At 62.8% G+C, this 17,043-nt stretch carries 18 protein-coding genes; 10 read left to right on the top strand and 8 right to left on the bottom strand.

What is annotated here, in order from left to right:
• Positions 1 to 89: 89 nt before the first annotated feature.
• Positions 90 to 1,040 (bottom strand): 5'-3' exonuclease, encoded by a 951-nt coding sequence (locus LDN85_RS10800; protein WP_223943086.1) that lies wholly within the window; start codon positions 1,038 to 1,040, stop codon positions 90 to 92.
• Positions 1,041 to 1,209: 169 nt separating this feature from the next.
• Between LDN85_RS10800 and LDN85_RS10795 the strand changes: the two genes are divergently transcribed.
• Complete coding sequence (locus LDN85_RS10795) at positions 1,210 to 3,120, top strand: FAD-binding monooxygenase (protein ID WP_223943085.1); 1,911 nt, start codon at positions 1,210 to 1,212, stop codon at positions 3,118 to 3,120.
• A 185-nt stretch (positions 3,121 to 3,305) separates the two neighbouring features.
• Positions 3,306 to 4,577, top strand: coding sequence for an MFS transporter (locus tag LDN85_RS10790; RefSeq protein WP_223945457.1), 1,272 nt, complete (start codon positions 3,306 to 3,308; stop codon positions 4,575 to 4,577).
• Between the two features lie 19 nt (positions 4,578 to 4,596).
• On the opposite strand, the gene LDN85_RS10785 is transcribed toward LDN85_RS10790, so the two are convergent.
• Positions 4,597 to 5,553 (bottom strand): LysR family transcriptional regulator, encoded by a 957-nt coding sequence (locus LDN85_RS10785; protein WP_223943084.1) that lies wholly within the window; start codon positions 5,551 to 5,553, stop codon positions 4,597 to 4,599.
• 29 nt (positions 5,554 to 5,582) lie between these two features.
• Positions 5,583 to 6,809 carry an MFS transporter gene (locus LDN85_RS10780; RefSeq protein ID WP_223943083.1) on the bottom strand — a complete coding sequence of 409 codons (1,227 nt, stop codon included), beginning with the start codon at positions 6,807 to 6,809 and terminating at the stop codon, positions 5,583 to 5,585.
• 271 nt (positions 6,810 to 7,080) lie between these two features.
• On the opposite strand from LDN85_RS10780, the gene LDN85_RS10775 reads away from it, so the two are divergent.
• The 7 genes from LDN85_RS10775 to LDN85_RS10745 all read left to right on the top strand — a co-directional run bounded on the left by LDN85_RS10775 (position 7,081) and on the right by LDN85_RS10745 (position 13,611).
• Positions 7,081 to 8,100: a VOC family protein gene (locus tag LDN85_RS10775; protein WP_026546732.1), complete on the top strand. Its 1,020-nt coding sequence runs from the start codon at positions 7,081 to 7,083 to the stop codon at positions 8,098 to 8,100.
• Positions 8,100 to 9,041 (top strand): fumarylacetoacetate hydrolase family protein, encoded by a 942-nt coding sequence (locus LDN85_RS10770; protein WP_223943082.1) that lies wholly within the window; start codon positions 8,100 to 8,102, stop codon positions 9,039 to 9,041. Before LDN85_RS10775 ends, LDN85_RS10770 begins: the two co-directional genes overlap by 1 nt.
• Before the next feature lie 44 nt (positions 9,042 to 9,085).
• A complete protein-coding gene (locus LDN85_RS10765; protein ID WP_175493428.1) occupies positions 9,086 to 10,045 on the top strand; it encodes a cyclase family protein in 960 nt (319 codons plus the stop codon).
• Between the two features lie 65 nt (positions 10,046 to 10,110).
• Positions 10,111 to 11,235 carry an FAD-dependent monooxygenase gene (locus tag LDN85_RS10760; RefSeq protein ID WP_223945397.1) on the top strand — a complete coding sequence of 375 codons (1,125 nt, stop codon included), beginning with the start codon at positions 10,111 to 10,113 and terminating at the stop codon, positions 11,233 to 11,235.
• On the top strand, positions 11,232 to 12,308 hold the full coding sequence (locus LDN85_RS10755; protein WP_223945396.1) for an amidohydrolase family protein: 1,077 nt from the start codon (positions 11,232 to 11,234) through the stop codon (positions 12,306 to 12,308). The genes LDN85_RS10760 and LDN85_RS10755 overlap by 4 nt, the downstream gene beginning before the upstream one ends.
• Before the next feature lie 10 nt (positions 12,309 to 12,318).
• Positions 12,319 to 13,332 (top strand): fumarylacetoacetate hydrolase family protein, encoded by a 1,014-nt coding sequence (locus tag LDN85_RS10750; RefSeq protein ID WP_026546727.1) that lies wholly within the window; start codon positions 12,319 to 12,321, stop codon positions 13,330 to 13,332.
• A gap of 18 nt (positions 13,333 to 13,350) precedes the next feature.
• Entirely contained in the window at positions 13,351 to 13,611 is a 261-nt protein-coding gene (locus tag LDN85_RS10745) for a hypothetical protein (RefSeq protein ID WP_026540560.1), read from the top strand.
• Between the two features lie 59 nt (positions 13,612 to 13,670).
• Here LDN85_RS10745 and LDN85_RS10740 read toward each other — a convergent pair whose 3' ends face one another.
• The 5 genes from LDN85_RS10740 to LDN85_RS10720 all read right to left on the bottom strand — a co-directional run bounded on the left by LDN85_RS10740 (position 13,671) and on the right by LDN85_RS10720 (position 16,419).
• Positions 13,671 to 14,027 carry a TraR/DksA C4-type zinc finger protein gene (locus tag LDN85_RS10740; protein WP_026546726.1) on the bottom strand — a complete coding sequence of 119 codons (357 nt, stop codon included), beginning with the start codon at positions 14,025 to 14,027 and terminating at the stop codon, positions 13,671 to 13,673.
• Positions 14,028 to 14,030: 3 nt separating this feature from the next.
• A complete protein-coding gene (locus LDN85_RS10735; RefSeq protein ID WP_223945395.1) occupies positions 14,031 to 14,513 on the bottom strand; it encodes a pyridoxamine 5'-phosphate oxidase family protein in 483 nt (160 codons plus the stop codon).
• 161 nt (positions 14,514 to 14,674) lie between these two features.
• The gene (locus LDN85_RS10730; RefSeq protein ID WP_223945394.1) at positions 14,675 to 15,319 is read right to left on the bottom strand and encodes an MBL fold metallo-hydrolase; all 645 of its coding nucleotides are present in this window, start codon (positions 15,317 to 15,319) and stop codon (positions 14,675 to 14,677) included.
• Entirely contained in the window at positions 15,316 to 15,951 is a 636-nt protein-coding gene (locus tag LDN85_RS10725) for a dihydrofolate reductase family protein (RefSeq protein WP_223945393.1), read from the bottom strand. The genes LDN85_RS10730 and LDN85_RS10725 overlap by 4 nt, the downstream gene beginning before the upstream one ends.
• A 72-nt stretch (positions 15,952 to 16,023) precedes the next feature.
• Positions 16,024 to 16,419 carry a hypothetical protein gene (locus LDN85_RS10720; RefSeq protein WP_223945392.1) on the bottom strand — a complete coding sequence of 132 codons (396 nt, stop codon included), beginning with the start codon at positions 16,417 to 16,419 and terminating at the stop codon, positions 16,024 to 16,026.
• A gap of 158 nt (positions 16,420 to 16,577) precedes the next feature.
• Here LDN85_RS10720 and arfB point away from each other — a divergent pair, with 158 nt between their 5' ends.
• Positions 16,578 to 16,997, top strand: a complete 420-nt coding sequence (gene arfB / locus LDN85_RS10715) for an alternative ribosome rescue aminoacyl-tRNA hydrolase ArfB (protein WP_026540554.1) — start codon at positions 16,578 to 16,580, stop codon at positions 16,995 to 16,997.
• Positions 16,998 to 17,043: the final 46 nt, after the last annotated feature.

The following is a 17,043-nucleotide window of genomic DNA, read 5'->3' as shown; positions in this document are numbered from 1 at the left end:
CTCTTTCAACAATGAGAGGAGAACCCCAGCCCACGCTGTCGCGAACCTGTCATTCGCCTGTGAAAATGAACGTCAGGCTGTGAGGGCCCTCAGTGGATCCTGTCGAGGGCGTCCATGAGCCGCTTGGCCGAGCCTCCCAGATTCCACTCGGTGGCGAGTTTTTCGAGCTCCTCGCGTGCAGCCCCGGCAACGGGACGCAGTTCAGCGCCCGCGTCCTCAAGTGTGGGTACTTTGAGGTCCCGCACTACGTTGACGACGGCGGGGGCTACTTTAAGGTAGTCCGCCGCTGCCGAGAGTTTGGCCCGTATGGAAGCGGATAAGCCGCCGTCGGGGTCTTCAGCCGCTTCGAGCAGGCCTTCCAACGAGCCGTGCACGCCCAGCAGGGACGCTGCTGTCTTTTCCCCGATTCCCGCCACACCTGGCAGTCCGTCGGAAGCATCTCCGCGGAGGGTGGCGAAATCAGCGTATTGGGCGGGCAGGACACGGTACTTTCCCACGACGACGACGTCGGTGAGAACTTCCAGGTTTTTCATCCCGCGGGCTGTGTAAATGACGCGGACCGCGCGTTCGTCGTCGACCAGTTGGAAAAGGTCGCGGTCGCCGGTGACCACATCCGTGGGAAAGGTTGCCCGGCTCGCATAGGTTCCAATGACGTCGTCGGCCTCGTGCTCGTCAACGCCCACAACGGCGATTCCGGCCAGGTCCAGTACTCGGCGGATCATGGGAATCTGGGCTTCCAAGGGGTCCGGGACCACTTCGACGTCAGGGCCGTGCTCGACGATCTCCGCAACCCTGTGCGATTTGTAGCTGGGAATCAAGTCCACGCGCCATTGCGGCCGCCAGTCATTGTCCCAACAGGCGACCACGTGGGTCGCTTCGTAGTCCGTGGTGAGGCGGGCGATCATGTCCATCAGCCCCCGAACCGCGTTGACGGGGGTCCCGTCCGGGCGGCGTATGGAATCGGGAACGCCATAAAAGGCACGGAAGTACAGCGAAGCGGTGTCCAGCAGCATCAGTCGGGGCATACCTGATCCTGACATGCCGAAGGTCCTTTGGGCAGGAACCTCACGGGCATCGAACAGAAGGGGGCGCAAAAGACTTGAACGCCACTGTGAGCCGCATTACGATTGACTGAGCGATAATAGAACACGTTGTTCTATTATCGAACACCACCAGCCGCTATGGCCCACGAAGAAGTGAGGAAAGCCCGTGCAGTTTCACCACCACGGTTATGTATCCGGTGACCCGCGAGTCGAGCCCGCAGCCGGCGTCGGAATTAACCGCCCAGCCGAGCTTCCTGACGAAGTAGACGTCCTCATTGTCGGTACCGGCCCCGCCGGAATGCTCACTGCTGCGCAACTGTCCCAGTTCCCGGAGGTGACAACCCGCATTGTGGAGCGTCGTCCTGGTCGCTTGGCCATTGGCCAGGCCGATGGCATCCAGGCCCGGAGTGTCGAGACTTTCCAGGCGTTCGGTTTCGCCGAGCGGATCATCGCAGAGGCCTACCGCATCACGGAGATGGCCTTCTGGAAGCCGGATCCGGCCGACCACTCACGCATTGTTCGGGCCGCCCGGGCCGTGGATGATCCTGCCGGCATCAGCGAGTTCCCGCACCTGATCGTGAACCAAGCCCGCGTGCTGGACTATTTCGCAGAATTCATGGCCAACTCCCCCGCCCGCATGACTCCCGATTATGGCTACGAATTCCAAGGCCTCAAGGTCACCGGCGACGGGGATTACCCGGTTGCTGTGACCTTGGCCCACACATCCGGGCCCCATGAAGGCCAGGAACGGATCATCCGGGCAAAGTACGTCGTGGGTGCAGACGGCGCCCGCAGTAAGGTCCGCGAGTCCATTGGCTGCCACCTTGCCGGGGACCAGGCCAACCATGCGTGGGGTGTCATGGACGTCCTGGCCGTCACCGACTTCCCGGATATCCGCACCAAATGCGCCATCCAGTCCGGCAGTGGCGGCAGTATCCTGCTGATCCCACGTGAAGGCGGCCACCTGTTCCGCATGTACGTGGACCTGGGGGAAGTGGACCCCAACGACAAAGGGGCCGTGCGCAAGACCTCCATCGAACAGATCATCCAAAAGGCCAACGACATCCTCCACCCTTACACGCTGGATGTGCGCAACGTTGCGTGGCACAGCGTCTACGAGGTAGGCCACCGGCTCACGGACAGGTTCGACGACGTCCTGCCGGAGGAGCGCGGCACGCGTACCCCGCGGGTGTTCATCACCGGCGACGCCTGCCACACCCACAGTGCCAAGGCCGGCCAGGGCATGAACGTTTCCATGCAGGATGGGTTCAACATCGGCTGGAAGCTTGGACATGTCCTTGAGGGGCGCAGCCCCGAAAGCCTCCTGGACACCTACTCGGCCGAGCGGCAGGTCGTGGCCAAGAACCTGATCGACTTCGACAAGCAGTGGTCCACCCTGATGGCCAAGAAGCCCGAAGAATTCGAAGACCCTGCAGAGCTGGAGACTTTCTACACCAGCACCGCCGAGTTCCCTGCAGGTTTCATGACCCAGTACGACCCTTCCCTGGTCATCGCCGAGGCAAAGCATCAGGGCCTTGCCACCGGCTTCCCGGTTGGCAAGCGCTTCAAATCTGCTCCGGTACTGCGGGTCTGCGACACCAATCCCATGCACTTGGGGCACCACGCCAAGGCGGACGGCCGCTGGCGGATCTATGTCTTCGCCGACGCCGCCTTGGCAGGCGCCCCGGGCCCTGTGGCGGACTTTGCCGAGTGGATCGCGAACTCGCCTGACTCGCCGTTGGCTGCTACGCCGTCGGATGCTGACCGCGACGCATGGTTCGATCTGAAGGTGATCTACCAGCAGGACCACACCAAGGTGGACATCAACGCCGTACCGGCTGCCTTCAAACCCACAGTCGGACCATTCAAGCTGACCTACCTTGAAAAAGTCTTTGGCACCGATGCCAACGCGGACATCTTCGACCTGCGTGGCATCAGCCGCGACGGAGCCGTAGTGGTGGTCCGCCCCGACCAGTACGTCGCCAACATCCTGCCCCTGTCCGGCACGGCTGAGCTCGGCGGGTTCTTTGCCCCCTTGCTGGCTTCCCGGCCGGGAGCGGGACTCCTTCGCGCATAAAGAGCACGCATCCCCCTGGGATGGGAACTGCCGGCAGGCCGCAAAGCCTGCCGGCAGTTGCGTTTAAGGACCCGGACGGAAGGTCGGCTGTAACGAACATTGTTGCCCACAGCGCTCTGGCAAAGCCCTGAAGCGGGGACGACAATGAGGTGGTGGTCCCTCACAGCAACGTGGGCGGCGACACGATGCCCCCGGCCGCCCGCAAGATCCAGCGCGTCTACCTCACCCTGACGCTGGGCAACACCATCGCGGCCTCTTTCATCTGGGGCATCAATACGCTTTTCCTGCTGGACGCCGGGCTGAGCAACCTGGAGGCATTCGCCGCCAACGCTTTCTTCACCGCAGGAATGGTGCTGTTCGAAATCCCCACCGGCGTCATTGCTGACGGTTGGGGCCGGAGGGTTTCCTTCCTGCTGGGCACCGTCACCCTCGCCGCATCCACCTACCTCTACTTTGCTCTGTGGCAGGTCCAGGCGCCCTTCTGGATGTGGGCTGTGGTGTCGGTCCTGCTGGGCTTGGGCTTCACCTTCTTCTCCGGCGCCGTGGAAGCCTGGTTGGTGGATGCACTGCGGTTCTCCGGCTACGAGGGCGGGTTGGAATCAGTCCTGGGCCGGGGGCAGATGGTGCAGGGCGTTGCCATGTTGGCAGGCTCGATCGCCGGAGGCGCCATTGCCCAGGCAACCAACCTGGGGGTGCCTTTCCTCCTGCGTGTTGTTGTCCTGGTTGCCATGTTCGCCGTGGCCTTCACCTTGATGCACGACGTCGGATTCTCGCCTGAGCGTTCGACGCATCCCCTTCGGGCCACCCGGGCAGTGCTGTCCGCATCCATTGATAATGGCCTGAAGAATCCGCCGGTCCGCTACGTGATGTTGGCAGCCCCCTTCAGCGCCGGCGTCGGAATTTATGTCTTCTACGCGCTGCAGCCTTACCTTCTGGACCTCTTTGGCGATCCTCGCGCCTACTCCATTGCCGGGCTGGCCGCAGCAATCGTAGCGGGCTCGCAGATCCTGGGCGGCTGGCTTGCTCCCCATGCCCGGCGGCTCTTCCACAAACGCACGTCCGTCCTGGTATTCGGCGGGTTCATGGGGGCGGCCAATCTTGTGGTCCTTGGCTTCACGAACAATTTCTGGGTCGCGCTGGCGTTGCTGGTGCTCTGGGGGGTGGTGGGTTCCGCGGCCACGCCGGTCCGTCAGGCCTATGTCAATGACATGATCCCTTCCAAACAACGGGCAACTGTCCTCAGCTTCGATTCGCTCATGGGATCAAGCGGCGGGGTCGTCATCCAGCCACTCCTGGGCCGTACAGCCGACCTCTATGGTTACCCGCTATCCCTGGCCACGGCCGGCGTGATCGAACTCATTGCCGTGCCGTTCCTGCTGGCCAGCCGAAAGCAAGGATCTGCTGCAGACCGGGGCAGCACGACGGGCGGCACTGCAGGAGAACAAGTCGCGTCCTGAGCTGGAGGATTGCGGCCGGCTAGCTTCCCGCGCGCTCGGAAACAAGGACCGGATGTGCGGTCACCGGGAAAATCAGGTGCAGCTGCGAACAGGCTCTCTGGACTACAGAGCGGAGCCAGGCATTGGCGGGATCCTCGGTCTGGGAGGGGTGCCAGTACATGGCCTCAACCAGCGCCGCTTCCAGCTTTTGCTCGAAGTCCAGCACTTCGATACTTGCCCCCCGCCGGGCCCTGGATGCCAGCATCCGCGGGACCAGGGCCACCAGGTCCGTACCCTCAACCAGCAGGGGCAGGGATAGGAAGCCGGCCACCGTCGCTGCCACCCGGCGTCGAACGCTCCGCGACTCAAAGAGTTTGTCAGCGGGAGTGCTGATTCCCTCACCGAAGTACCCCACAGCATGTGGCAGCTCGACCAGGTCTGCGAGCGTCACTTCCGGCCTCTTCAGGAGTGGATTGCCGGCGTCGACCACTGCGACAAAGCTGTCGCGGAACAACTGTTTGGACTCGCCTTGCATCTTGTATCCGGTGGGCCCCACCAGCAAATCCATCTTCGAATACTCGGCCATCGTTCCGGCAAGGCCCGAGGTCGGAACGAAATCCACCAGGACCCCGGGCGCTTCCTGTTGCAGGATGCCCCGCAACGGCCCAACAATCAAGGCCGCCGCGTAGTCGGAAGCGGCAATGACAAACTCCCGGGAACTCGTGGCGGCATCAAAACCCGAACGGACGCGGGTGGCCCGCTGGACGTGGAGCATGGCTTCATCGACCAACGGGACCAACGACTGCGCAAACGGGGTGAGATCGTAGGTGCGGCCGTGGCGGACCAGCAGTTCGTCGTCGAAATGCCGCCGCAGCCTTGCCATGGCAGCGCTGGTGGCCGGCTGGCTGAGCTGGAGTCGCTCGGCGGCCCGGGACACGTTCCGCAGTTCGAGCAGCACCTGGAGTTGGGGCAGCAGGTTCAGGTCCAGGTTCTTCATCCCCCTAGGTTATCCAGCCCCCGGCAACGTCAGTGGCTGACCGGCACCAGCCGGGGGGCCCGGACCAGGACCAACAACAGTGCCAGGGCACAAGCAATGCCCAACGCGCCGAGGGCCAGTGCCAGGTTGCCCAGCGCTGCAGCGGTTGCCCCCAGCACGATGGGCGTCAGGAATTGGCCAATGAACAAGGCTCCGGTCCAGATGCCGGTGCCCCGTCCGCGCTGGGAGAAATCAAGTCCACTGACTGCCCAGGTCAACAACGTTGGCAACAACACACCCGTCCCGGCACTGGCGATGACTGCGCCAAGTATTGCCAGCGGAACACTGCCTGCCACGGAGACAACGCAAAGCCCGGCGGCGGCAAGGCCGAAGGCGCCTGCCAACAGTTTTCGGGTTCCCAACGTGGCAAGGAAGCGGAAGGAAATTGCCCCCGCTGCCGTGGCCAATGAAGCGATCGCGGCGGCTCCGCCGATGAGGGCAGCATCCTGGACGCCCAACCCTGCCATGACGTACGGCAGGTGGACGATCAGCGCGTAGAAGACAATGCCCCCGAACAGCGTCACGGCAGCAGGCGCTCCTATCCGGCGCCAGGGCACCGGCTGTTTTACTGCTGACACGCCCGGGACGTTTACTGCACCCTGGTTTCTGGCCGGCTCCCAAAGCTTGAAGACCATGGGGACCACCAGCACAGCGCCGGCGGCGTAAAGCCAGAACGGCGTCCGCCAACTGATGCTGCCCAAGGCCCCGCCCAAGGCAAAGAAGGCCGTTGCGGCAAGCGCGCTGACCATGGTTTGGAGGCCCAGGTATTTGTTCCTTTGCAGCCCCGCGTAGTAGTCGGTGATCAGGGTGGTGCAGCAGGTCATGATGGCGGCTTCGGCTATACCGACGCCGATCCTTGAGACGGCAATGGATTCAAGGGTGTCCAACCACAGTGGAGCCGTACCAAAGAGTGAATAGGCCAGCATGGCGAAGATCAGCAGCTGCTTACGTCCGATCCTGTCGGCGACGTAGCCTGCCAAGGGTGAAAAGAGTGCCACGAACAGTGCTGGAAGGGTCAGGACCAGCGGCACCAGAATTGCGACACCAGCGGTATCCGCGAAAACCTGGTTCAAGGTAGGCAGGACCGGTGCCAGCAGGACCGCGCCCAATACCGGCATGCAACTTCCGGCCACAAGAAGTGCGGCCTGGGCTTTGCCGGCCTCCCTGGCGGAGGCCGGGCGCCGCGATCCAAGCGCAGTGGGATCAATGGTGGTCATGGGGGTGTTCCTTCGCCGTTGAAGAGTCCCCGCTACGGCCGGAGCGCCGAGGGGATGTTGATCACTGTGACAAAGCCCATGCGTGCGGTGAATACCCATTTGGGTATAGCAGGTATTCGTGCCAGTGATAGGTGCTGGGCTCCTGAACTATTTGTCGGGCGGATAGCTCCTATCAGATAGTTGCTCTTCTCCAAATACGTGATGTGTCTCATGGTGGTTACAGGACCTGCAGAGAACTGTCCGAGACATCAGCACTTAGAAGGAATTCATCGTGGAAACTCCCCTCTCCCATCTTGCCCACCTCGAGATCACCGCTCCGGACGTCGAAGCCTCGGCACGGTTCTACGAGGAAAAGTTCGGCATGCGCATCATCGACCGCGTGGATGGCAACGTCTACCTGCGCTGCTGGGGCGACTACTACCGCTACAGCCTGGTCATCACCGAAGGCCCGGAAGCATCGCTGGGACGCATGGCATGGCGCACCAACACCCAGGCCGCACTGGAAGCAGCCGCTGCCCGTGTTGAAGCAACCGGCGTGCAGGGTACCTGGACTGCCGGTGGCCACGGCTTCGGCAAGGCCTACGAATTCACCGGTCCCTACGGACACCACATGCGCCTGTTCTATGACGTAGAGAAGTTCGTCGCCGAGCCCGGTTTCGAATCCACCTACCCTGACCGCCCCGAGCGCCGCAGCAGCCACGCAGCCGCACCGCGTTTCCTGGACCACGTCACTGTGGCTGCCTCCGATGTCCGCGGATTCGCCCAGTGGTACAACGAGGCCTTGGGATTCCGCGTCATGGCATTCGTGGACCTGGATGAAGCGCCGATCACCGTATTCTCCGTCCTGACCACCAACGAGAAGTCCCACGACCTCGGAGTGGTCCTGGACACCTCCCAGCGTGCCGGCCGCGTCAACCACATCGCTTTCTGGGTCGATGCCACCGAGGACCTGCTCCGCACGGCCGATGTGATGATGGAAAACGGCACCCCCATGGAATACGGACCATCCATCCACGGCGTGGGCGAGCAGAACTTCCTGTACTTCCGCGATCCCTCGGGCCTGCGGGTGGAGCTTAACTCCGGCGGCTACCGCAACTACGTACCGGACTGGGATGCCAACACCTGGAAGCCGTCGGAAGGTTCGAACAACTTCTACAAGAACGGTGCCATGCCGCACTCCATGACCGAATCCTTCCCGCCCGCTGAAGGCTTCACCGCCACGGAAGAGGGAGCATCGGCGGAGATGAAGGAAGCCCTCCTGAACCCCTACGCAAAGCAGGGCCGGGGCTAATGACACAGGCAAGTTATGCACTGATCCGCTTTCAGGAGCCAGGCGATACCAAGCCCAAAGCCGGCCTGGTGGTCGGAGAACGTGTCCTGCCCCTGGACGGAGACATCAATTCGATCATCCAGCACTGGGACGCCACCGAATCCGAGCTGGACGCCTTGGCCGCCTCCGCGGGTGCCGGTGCCGGCCTGGAACTCTCCGGCGTTGACGTCCTTGCCCCTGTGGAACCTGCACAGGTGCTGCAAACAGGTGCCAACTACCGCAAGCACGTGATCGACCTCGCCGTGGCACACCGCGATGCCGGCCAGGATGCCGAGGAGGTTCGCGCCAAGACTGCTGCCATGATGGACAAGCGTGCCGGCCAGGGCACACCATACTTCTTCATTGGCCTTCCGACAGCCATCGCATCAGCCACCGACGACCTCACCCTCCCCGCCTACAGCAAGTCCCATGACTGGGAATTGGAACTGGCGGCCGTGATCGGCAAGGAGGCGTTCCGGATCAGCCCGGAAGAAGCCCTCGAGTACGTCTTCGGCTACACCATGGTCAATGACATCACCACCCGGGAGTACGTCTTCCGCAAGGACATGCCAGCCATCGGGTCGGACTGGTACCGGGCCAAGAATGCCCCGGGCTTCCTGCCGACCGGCCCACTCTTGGTTCCGGCCAAGTTCTTCGGGGACCCCCAGGACGTCCAGGTCACCCTGAAGCTCAACGGCAAAGCAATGCAGGATGAATCCACGCAGGACATGATCTTCGGGGTAGCCAAACTGGTCAGCGAAGCTTCCCAGACGATGCCCTTGAAGCCGGGCGACCTGGTGCTGACCGGCAGCCCTGCCGGCAACGGACAACACTGGGGCCGGCTCCTGCAGGACGGCGACGTCATGGAAGGCACCATTACCGGCCTGGGCACCCAGCTGATCCACTGCAAGGACGAGCAGTGACCACCGACGCCGTGAACGCTTCCCTGATCCAGCTGGACGATCCGATGGCCAGTATTGCCGCCGCCGCAAAGCGGTACAACAACTGGGACCGTTGGGGCGAAGGGGACGTGCTCGGGACACTGAACTTCATCGACGCCGCCAAGCGCGTGGAAGCGGCGCAGCTGGTGAAGTCCGGCGAGGCGTTCTCCTTGTCCCAGCCCTTTGATACCAACGGCCCCCAGAAGGGATGGCGCCGGCGGACCAACCCCGTCCACACCATGACAGACACCGGCGTGGACGCCGAGCGGGGAAACCAAGGATTCCCGCACGGCTTCGGCGGGGCCGATGACGTCATTGCCATGCCGCTGCAGTGCTCCACCCAATGGGACGGGCTGGGACACATCTTCGATCGCGGCAAAGCATGGAACGGCCGTGCAGCCGGGGATGTTGTCACCTCCGAGGGCGACCTTGTCACCGGAATCGAAACAGCTGCGGCAAAGATCGTGACCCGCGGTGTGCTGCTCGATGTTGGCCGGGCACTGGGTCCTGACCTGGGACGGACCGATGGCGAACTGCCGGACGGCTTTGCGATCACCCCGGAACATCTGGAACTGACCATTGAACGCCAGGGTTCCAGCGCCGAGGTTCGCCGTGGCGATATCGTGGTGATCCGGACGGGCCAGTACACCAGGGTCCGCCGCGACGGCTGGGGAGACTACGCAGGCGGATCCGCGCCGGGGCTGTCCTTCAGCACCGCCGAATGGCTCCACGGTTCGGAAATTGCCGGAATCGCCACGGACACCTGGGGCTTCGAGGTCCGTCCCAACGAATTTGAGGGCGCATTCCAGCCGTTGCACCAGATCGCGATTCCCAACCTCGGTTTGTTCCTGGGAGAGATGTGGGATCCGGATGCGTTGGCCCAGGCGTGCGCCGCGGATGGCAGGTACGACTTCATGCTGACTGCGGCCCCCCTTCCCATTACCGGAGCCGTGGGTTCGCCGGTGAATCCCATCGCAGTCCGCTGACACGCAGCCCGCTACTACAGGCAGCACAATAGGCAGTAAAGCCGTCACCACAAAGGAGTTTTCAGATGGCAGCAGTACAGAGGGTTGGAATCGTTGGAGCGGGGGCCGCGGGCCTCACTGCTGCCATCCTCCTGGCCGGGTCAGGTATCGATGTGGAGGTTTTGGAGAAAGCGGCGGAGCCGCAAACCCTGGGCTCCGGCATTACGCTCCAGGGCAACGCCCTGCGGATCCTCCGGGACCTGGGCGTTTGGGAACAGGTACAGGGGAAAGGCTACGCATTCAGCACCCTTGGCCTGCGGGCTCCCGATCCCGCCGGCACTGTGGTGGCGGTACTGGAGGATATCCGCACCGGCGGTGACGACCTTCCCGCAACGCTTGGGATGTACCGGCCGGACCTGACCGAAATCCTCCGCGTCCGCGCCGAAGAAGCCGGGGCCCGGATCAGTTACGGCAAAACAGTCGCCGAAATAGCAGACGACGGCGCCACCGTCACCGTCCGCACTGCCGATGGCGCAAGCGCTGCCTACGATCTCCTCATAGGTGCCGACGGGCTTCATTCCTCCGTACGGTCAGCGATCGGGATCGAAGAGGGACCCAAGCCCACCGGTATGGGCATCTGGCGGGCTTTCGTTGAGCGGCCCGAAGACGTCGTCCGGACGGACCTGACCTACGGCGGCCCATGCTTCATTGCCGGCTATTGCCCCACCGGACCGGACACCATCTACGCCTACCTTGTGGAAAGAGCCCAGGAACGCAGGCATGAAGACGGCCCCAGGGTCATGTCCGAACTAGCGGCGGCCTACGGCGGTCCGTGGAACGAAATCCGCGCAAATCTGGACCACAGTGCCCGCATCAACTACACCTGGTTCACCTCGCATCTGGTCGACGGACCCTGGAACCGTGGCCGCACGGTGATCATCGGCGATGCCGCCCACAGCTGCCCGCCGACCGTCGCCCAAGGGGCAGCCATGGCATTGGAAGATGCCGCGGTCCTCGCCGAACTCATGATCTCAGCCGACCACCTCACCGAGACACTCTGGAAAGAATTCACGGACCGTCGTTTGGACAGGGCCGCCGCCGTAGTGCGGGCCTCCGTCCAGTTGGGCCAATGGATGCTGGACGGCGTCCGGGACGCAGATGTGCCCGGCCTCATTAACTCACTTTCGACCATGCTGAAGGAACCCGCGTGAACACCGCCGCAACCAATCACCAACCCATCCTCGACGTCCACGCCCACGTCCTCATCCCAGCCCTCCAACAAACCGTGGCGAACGCGGACCCCGAGGGTTTCGCAGCCCTGCAGGCACTGGAAGTGCGGAGGAACGGACCTGAGTCCATGGCGAACTCGGGCGTCATGATCAAGGAGAGGTGGCTCCAGCTCACCGACCTCGACAGGCGCCTGGCAGATATGGATGCCCAGGGGGTGGACGTCCAGCTCGTCTCTCCCTCGCCATCGCATTTCTATTACTTTGCCGGGGCCGGGCTTGCGCTGACGCTGGCCAAGCAGGCCAACGAGGCAGTACGCGGGCTGGTACAAGGGGCTCCGGACCGGTTGAACGGCTTGGGACTGGTGCCGTTGCAGCATCCGGACCTCATGGTTGAGGCCTTGGAACATGCAGTCATCGAATGCGGCCTGCGGGGCGTTGAAATTGGATCGTTTGCCGGCACGCCCGGCGATCCGGAGCACACCACCGTTGAGCTCTCGGATCCACGGCTGGAAGCCTTCTGGAGCCGGGCCGAGGAACTCGGCGCCCTCGTTTTCCTGCACCCGTTCGGCTGTTCCCTGGACGAGCGCCTGGACCGGTTCTACCTGGCCAACACCGTTTCCCAGCCTGCCGAGAACGCCGTGGCCCTTTCCCACCTCATTTTCAGCGGAGTACTGGACCGTTACCCGGGGCTTTTGATCCTTGCTGCCCACGGTGGGGGTTACCTTCCCACCACGATCGGCCGTTCCGACCATGCGTGGAAGGTACGTCCGGAGGCGCGGAGGTGCGCCGAACCGCCGTCGTCATATCTTCAGCGGATTTTCTTCGATTCCCTGGTTCACAATCCGCGCGAACTCGCCGCGCTCGTCCAGGCCGCAGGGCCCGGCCAAGTGATGCTCGGTTCCGACTACCCCTTTGACATGGGTTCGGATGACCCTGTTGGCGAGGTCCATGAGGCAGGTCTTTCCGAAGCAGATGCCTCAGGAATCCTTGCCGGGAACGCCGCCCGGCTCGGCCTTACTGCCGCCGCTGCCCTCACCGCCCGCCCCACCGCCTAAGGAAGCCGCCATGGTAAAGATCGCCCGCTGGAACTACGACGGCGGTACTCACGAGGGATTCATCGAGGACGGCAACTGCTTTGCAATGCCCGCGGGACGGACCGTCCAGCACCTGCTGCAGGCGGGTCTGGAGGAGGCATTGTCAATTGCCGCGGCAACCAGCCGGGATGTATCTCCGGTTGCCTTGCAGAAGGTCCAGTTGCTGGCACCGCTGCTCCCTGGGACCATCCGGGATTTTGTGGCCTTCGAGGAACATGTTGAAGGGGTGCGCAAGAGCATTGATGGTGTGGCCGGCGTAGTTGCCGAATGGTACGAAGCCCCTACGTTCTATTTCACCAATCCGCATACAGTGACCGGGACGGGCGAGGTCATCGGCATTCCGGCAGGTTGCAGCGAGCTGGATTTTGAGACAGAAGTTGCGGCCGTCATTGGGTACGTACCGGGCAGTGAAGGGAAGAACCTGTCCGCAGCCGACGCGCACCGGCACATCTTCGGCTACACGATCCTCAATGATTGGTCGGCGCGAGATCTCCAGAGGCGGGAGATGAAGGTCAGCCTGGGGCCGTGCAAAGGGAAGGACTTCGCCAACACCCTCGGCCCGTGGATCGTGACGGCAGATGAATTCGAGCATTTGCATGACGAGGAGGGGTTCTTGCCCCTTGCCATGTCCGTTGAGGTCAACGGCGACGCCATTGGCCAGGACCTGCTCTCCAACATGGGGTGGCCCTTCGCTGAGCTTGTGGCCTATGCGTCCCAGGACTCCGTGGTCCGGCCAGGGGACGTCCTGGGCTCTGGAACCTGTGGCAGCGGTTGCCTGGCTGAGCTTTGGGGACGGAACGGCAGCAGGACTCCGGCGCCGTTGAAGACCGGGGACAGCGTAAGAATGACCGTGGACGGAATCGGCTCCATCATCAACACTGTGGGTGAGCGCCGCGAGGCCGTGACCAGGGTACCGGCCCGTTCCCGGCCCGGAACAAAAGCACGCACCGGCCAGGAAATGCGGGAGACTGTCACCAACCACTAAAAGAAAGCGCGGTCTACTTTGATTTCCCTGCAGCAGGACACTGAAGGCTTCGTCCGGATGAAAAGACACTTTCCGGGCGGCGCCTCGGTATCCATACTCTTCACCGACGGAAGCCGGGAAGTCTTTACAGGCCAACGGCTGAACGAGATCTACGATGAGGCGCTGGCTGCGTATCGGGCCGGCAACCATCTGGACGCCAAAGGATTCAACCGCGGCCCCCGCAAGAAGGTCCAGGAAACCATCGAGTTCATCCCCGTGTCCCCTGGCATGTCTGCCTAGCTGCTGCATCCTGGATAACTGCTGCCTAGCTGCTGCATCCTGGATAACTGCTGGCCGGCTCACCGGCGCCGCCCGGTGGCATGCTGGACACAGAAGGGTGTCCACGGACGTGCCTCAAGCCGGGCCTCCGGTATGGCTGCCCCGCACACCTGGCAAGTGCCGTAGCTCCCCGTGGCTATCCGTTCCAGGGCGGCCTCTACCTGGTCCAGGCCGGCGCGGCTTTGGTCAAGGAGGGCTTCCGCCTGGGAAAGCTCGAACGCTATGGTGCTGCCCTCGGGATCGTGTTCGTCGTCCACATTGGAGTCCTGACGGGCAAGGCTTACCGACGTGATGTCGCTGCGCAGCGCCTCAACGAGCTTGAACTTGCGGTTCCGCTCCTCCTCGAGGAGAAGCCGGAACCGCTGGACGTCAACCACGGCTCAGAGGTCCACCGTTCCGCTTTCGCCCACGCTGAAGCGGGAGTTCGTAACCTTGGACTTCACCCACTGGAGCACCGTAGCGGCTGTCCCGCCGGGGCTGGTCCAGTACTCTGCCGAATCTGAGTCAACGTGCAGCAGGCAGACCTCCGGGGTTTCAGGCCCGCCCGGATACCAGGCTTCGACCACCTGGTTCCACATCTCGCGGATTTTCCGGCGGTCGGTCACCACTTCAGCGGTGCCGGCCACGGAAACCCACTCCGTGTTCTTCCCAAAGGAAACATTGACGCGGGGATCCTGCCGCACGTGCGCAACCTGCGAGGTGTCCAGTCCTGTGAAGAACCACATGTCGCCGTCGTCCTTGACGTCCTGAACAGCGAGCGGCCGGCTGACCAGCGCGCCTTCTTCGTTGATGGTGGTCAGCATTCCGATCCTGGAGTCGTTGATAATCTCCGTCACCTTGGCAATGCCTTGCTCTTCAGTCATGTTTCCCTCAATTCTCCATGCCAGGGGACTTTCCCCAGCGGCCAGCCTAATAGTAAGTCTACTGATTTACTAGGAAGCCATGGAATCCAGCGCGGAAGCCGGGAAACAAGAGCCAGGGCACAGCGGGATGCTGCACCTCCCTCCGCACGGTCGCGTTGACGCTACGATCCGGCTGCAGACCCGCTCAGCAATGCACGAAGCAGGGAACCTGGATCCTGGAGTTCTCCACCATGGGAAAAGACCATCCTGCCTGGAGACATGGTGGCGATCTTCCACAGGGAACGTTCGGCCTCCGCCGGATCAGCAGTGAAGGGTGCAGGTGGGCGCACCATGGTCCCGTCCATGGCGCCCACAGCGTCGCCCACGAACATCAGTCCCTCGTTTTCCAACAACAGGCTGATGTGCCCTTGGGTGTGACCGGGTGTCGAAACGACCCTCAAGCCGCGGATGAGCTGACCATCGGAAGCTCGCTGGATCTCTCCGCCAACACCCATGGCAGCGGCTTCACCATCGCCGGCCCACACCGCAACTCCTGTTGTCCTGGACAGGACATCTTCCAAACCGCCAACGTGATCCGGATGCGAATGCGTGAGCACGACGTCCGAAACGTCGCTCCAGCCCGCACCAACGTTCTCCAAACCGCGTCCGATGTCCTCCACATTTCCAGCCAGACCGGTATCTATGAGGACAATTCCGTCAGTGACAGGAAGAACGAAAGACCTGACATCGAAGCTGATCTCTCCAGGACCGGCCATTCCCGCAGGTAAGTGCACTTGCTGGACGACGACTTCCAGCGCCTGGCTCATGATTGCCGCTTTGCCGGCGGGCCGTCAATGACCCGCGGGATGTACTCCAGCAGCTGCGACCGGCCATCGAAGGTCCGGCTGTCCACGAGCTCCAACGCTACGTCCGGATAGCCATCGAAGATGCGCTCGCTGCCGGTCCTTCCGGTGATCACGGGAAAGACAACCAGGCGGTATCTGTCCACCAGTCCGGCGGTCAGCAGGGAGCGGCACAGGCTTATGCTGCCAAGGGTGCTCAGAATGCCTGTTCGAGTCCGCTTCAGTTCCCGTACCGCTTCCACCGCATCACCGGAAATGAGTTCGGTGTTGGGCCACGCCAAAGGTTCTTTCAAGGTGGAGGAGAAGACTATTTTGGGCAGGGCCGCCATGCCGCTCAAACTGGCGCCTTCGTCCTGCGAAAAGCCCGAATCCTCCGCACTGGCTTCCTGGGACAAGCTGGACATCACCCGGTATGTGGTGGCCCCCATCAAGGTGGTGAAGTCCTTCTTGCCTTCCTCGTCCAGCCAAGCCAGGTACTCAGGACCCTCCAGCCCCCACCACCCGGGCCAGCCCTCAGCAGATGCATAGCCATCCAAGGAAATAATCAGGTCCACCACCAGGGTTGCCGTTGACTCGCTTGCCGTTGACTCGCTCATGCGCTGCCTCCTCGGATCTACCGTGCGGGACATGCTAGCCCCGGAGCAAAGAGCCATTCAAGGGGTTGATGGTTAGAGGACCAGAAGGGCGAAGCCTCCCAGCGTACTGAGGATGCCGACGCCGGTGAGTATCCAGCCGAGGATCAACACAGTATGGTCATACCGCGGCGGCTGAAGCGAGCATCGGGAAGGATGGCAGAGGTCATAGTGGACCACCACCGCTCCCGGCTGGAAGCTGCCATCGCCGGAAGGGACATCCAACAGGATCTTGCGTTCCTCATTGGCCTGGTCAACCCAGTGCAGGCCCACGAAACCACCGGCAGCGAACCGTTCACCGTCGGCGGTCACCCAAACGCACCGGCGCCTGGCAACGATCCACGCAGTGATCAGCAACGGGACACCCGGGACGAACCCCACCCAGGTCATCATTTCCAGGATGGGGCCAAGAACGTCCACGCTACCGGCCATATGGTTGATCCTATGCGCTTGACGCCGGAGTCAGGCAGGGTCACGCAGCATAAGGCCTGGTGTCTTCGTGCCACTGGCCACTGCGTCCCGCCGGCGTGGATGCGCCGGACAGACCCACGTGAGGCGCCGGATGGTTGCGGACATGAAAGGCTTGACCCATGGACCTGGAAATTACCCCCACAGTGACAGTTCCCGCCTCGGAATTGTCCTGGCGGTTTTCCCGTTCCTCAGGGCCGGGCGGACAACATGTCAACACCACCGACAGCCGGGCAGAACTGCGATGGAACATCGCCGGAACGACAGCACTCACGGACGGGCAGCGCCACTTGTTGCTTAGACGGCTCGAGCGAAAGCTCCTTGACGGAGTCATCACCGTGACAGCCTCCGAGGAACGGTCCCAACTGCGCAACCGCGAGATCGCCTTGGCGAAACTCGCGGCAATCATCCGTTCCGGCCTTGCCCCCGAAGCCATTCGCCGCCCCTCAAAGCCCACCCGCGGCTCCGCCCGCAGGCACCGGGCCGCCAAGGAATTGAGGTCCGCCACCAAGCAACAACGACGCCGTCCTCCGGCTGAGTAGGCCGCCGAACCGTCCGGACACCCTCACGAACGCCGATAGAGTCATA

The sequence above is a fragment of the Arthrobacter sp. StoSoilB20 genome (assembly GCF_019977295.1).
In the GTDB taxonomy this organism is placed as follows: Bacteria; Actinomycetota; Actinomycetes; order Actinomycetales; family Micrococcaceae; genus Arthrobacter; species Arthrobacter nicotinovorans_A.
This window is presented reverse-complemented; position numbering and strand designations above follow the sequence as displayed.

Excerpts from the sequence above, each read along its gene's own strand:
- LDN85_RS10800 (WP_223943086.1), bottom strand. The coding sequence starts at position 1,040 with ATGTCAGGATCAGGTATGCCCCGACTGATGCTGCTGGACACCGCTTCG.
- LDN85_RS10790 (WP_223945457.1), top strand. The coding sequence starts at position 3,306 with ATGCCCCCGGCCGCCCGCAAGATCCAGCGCGTCTACCTCACCCTGACG.
- LDN85_RS10785 (WP_223943084.1), bottom strand. The coding sequence starts at position 5,553 with ATGAAGAACCTGGACCTGAACCTGCTGCCCCAACTCCAGGTGCTGCTC.
- LDN85_RS10780 (WP_223943083.1), bottom strand. The coding sequence starts at position 6,809 with ATGACCACCATTGATCCCACTGCGCTTGGATCGCGGCGCCCGGCCTCC.
- LDN85_RS10770 (WP_223943082.1), top strand. The coding sequence starts at position 8,100 with ATGACACAGGCAAGTTATGCACTGATCCGCTTTCAGGAGCCAGGCGAT.
- LDN85_RS10765 (WP_175493428.1), top strand. The coding sequence starts at position 9,086 with ATGGCCAGTATTGCCGCCGCCGCAAAGCGGTACAACAACTGGGACCGT.
- LDN85_RS10760 (WP_223945397.1), top strand. The coding sequence starts at position 10,111 with ATGGCAGCAGTACAGAGGGTTGGAATCGTTGGAGCGGGGGCCGCGGGC.
- LDN85_RS10750 (WP_026546727.1), top strand. The coding sequence starts at position 12,319 with ATGGTAAAGATCGCCCGCTGGAACTACGACGGCGGTACTCACGAGGGA.
- LDN85_RS10735 (WP_223945395.1), bottom strand. The coding sequence starts at position 14,513 with ATGACTGAAGAGCAAGGCATTGCCAAGGTGACGGAGATTATCAACGAC.
- LDN85_RS10730 (WP_223945394.1), bottom strand. The coding sequence starts at position 15,319 with ATGAGCCAGGCGCTGGAAGTCGTCGTCCAGCAAGTGCACTTACCTGCG.
- LDN85_RS10725 (WP_223945393.1), bottom strand. The coding sequence starts at position 15,951 with ATGAGCGAGTCAACGGCAAGCGAGTCAACGGCAACCCTGGTGGTGGAC.
- LDN85_RS10720 (WP_223945392.1), bottom strand. The coding sequence starts at position 16,419 with ATGGCCGGTAGCGTGGACGTTCTTGGCCCCATCCTGGAAATGATGACC.
- arfB (WP_026540554.1), top strand. The coding sequence starts at position 16,578 with ATGGACCTGGAAATTACCCCCACAGTGACAGTTCCCGCCTCGGAATTG.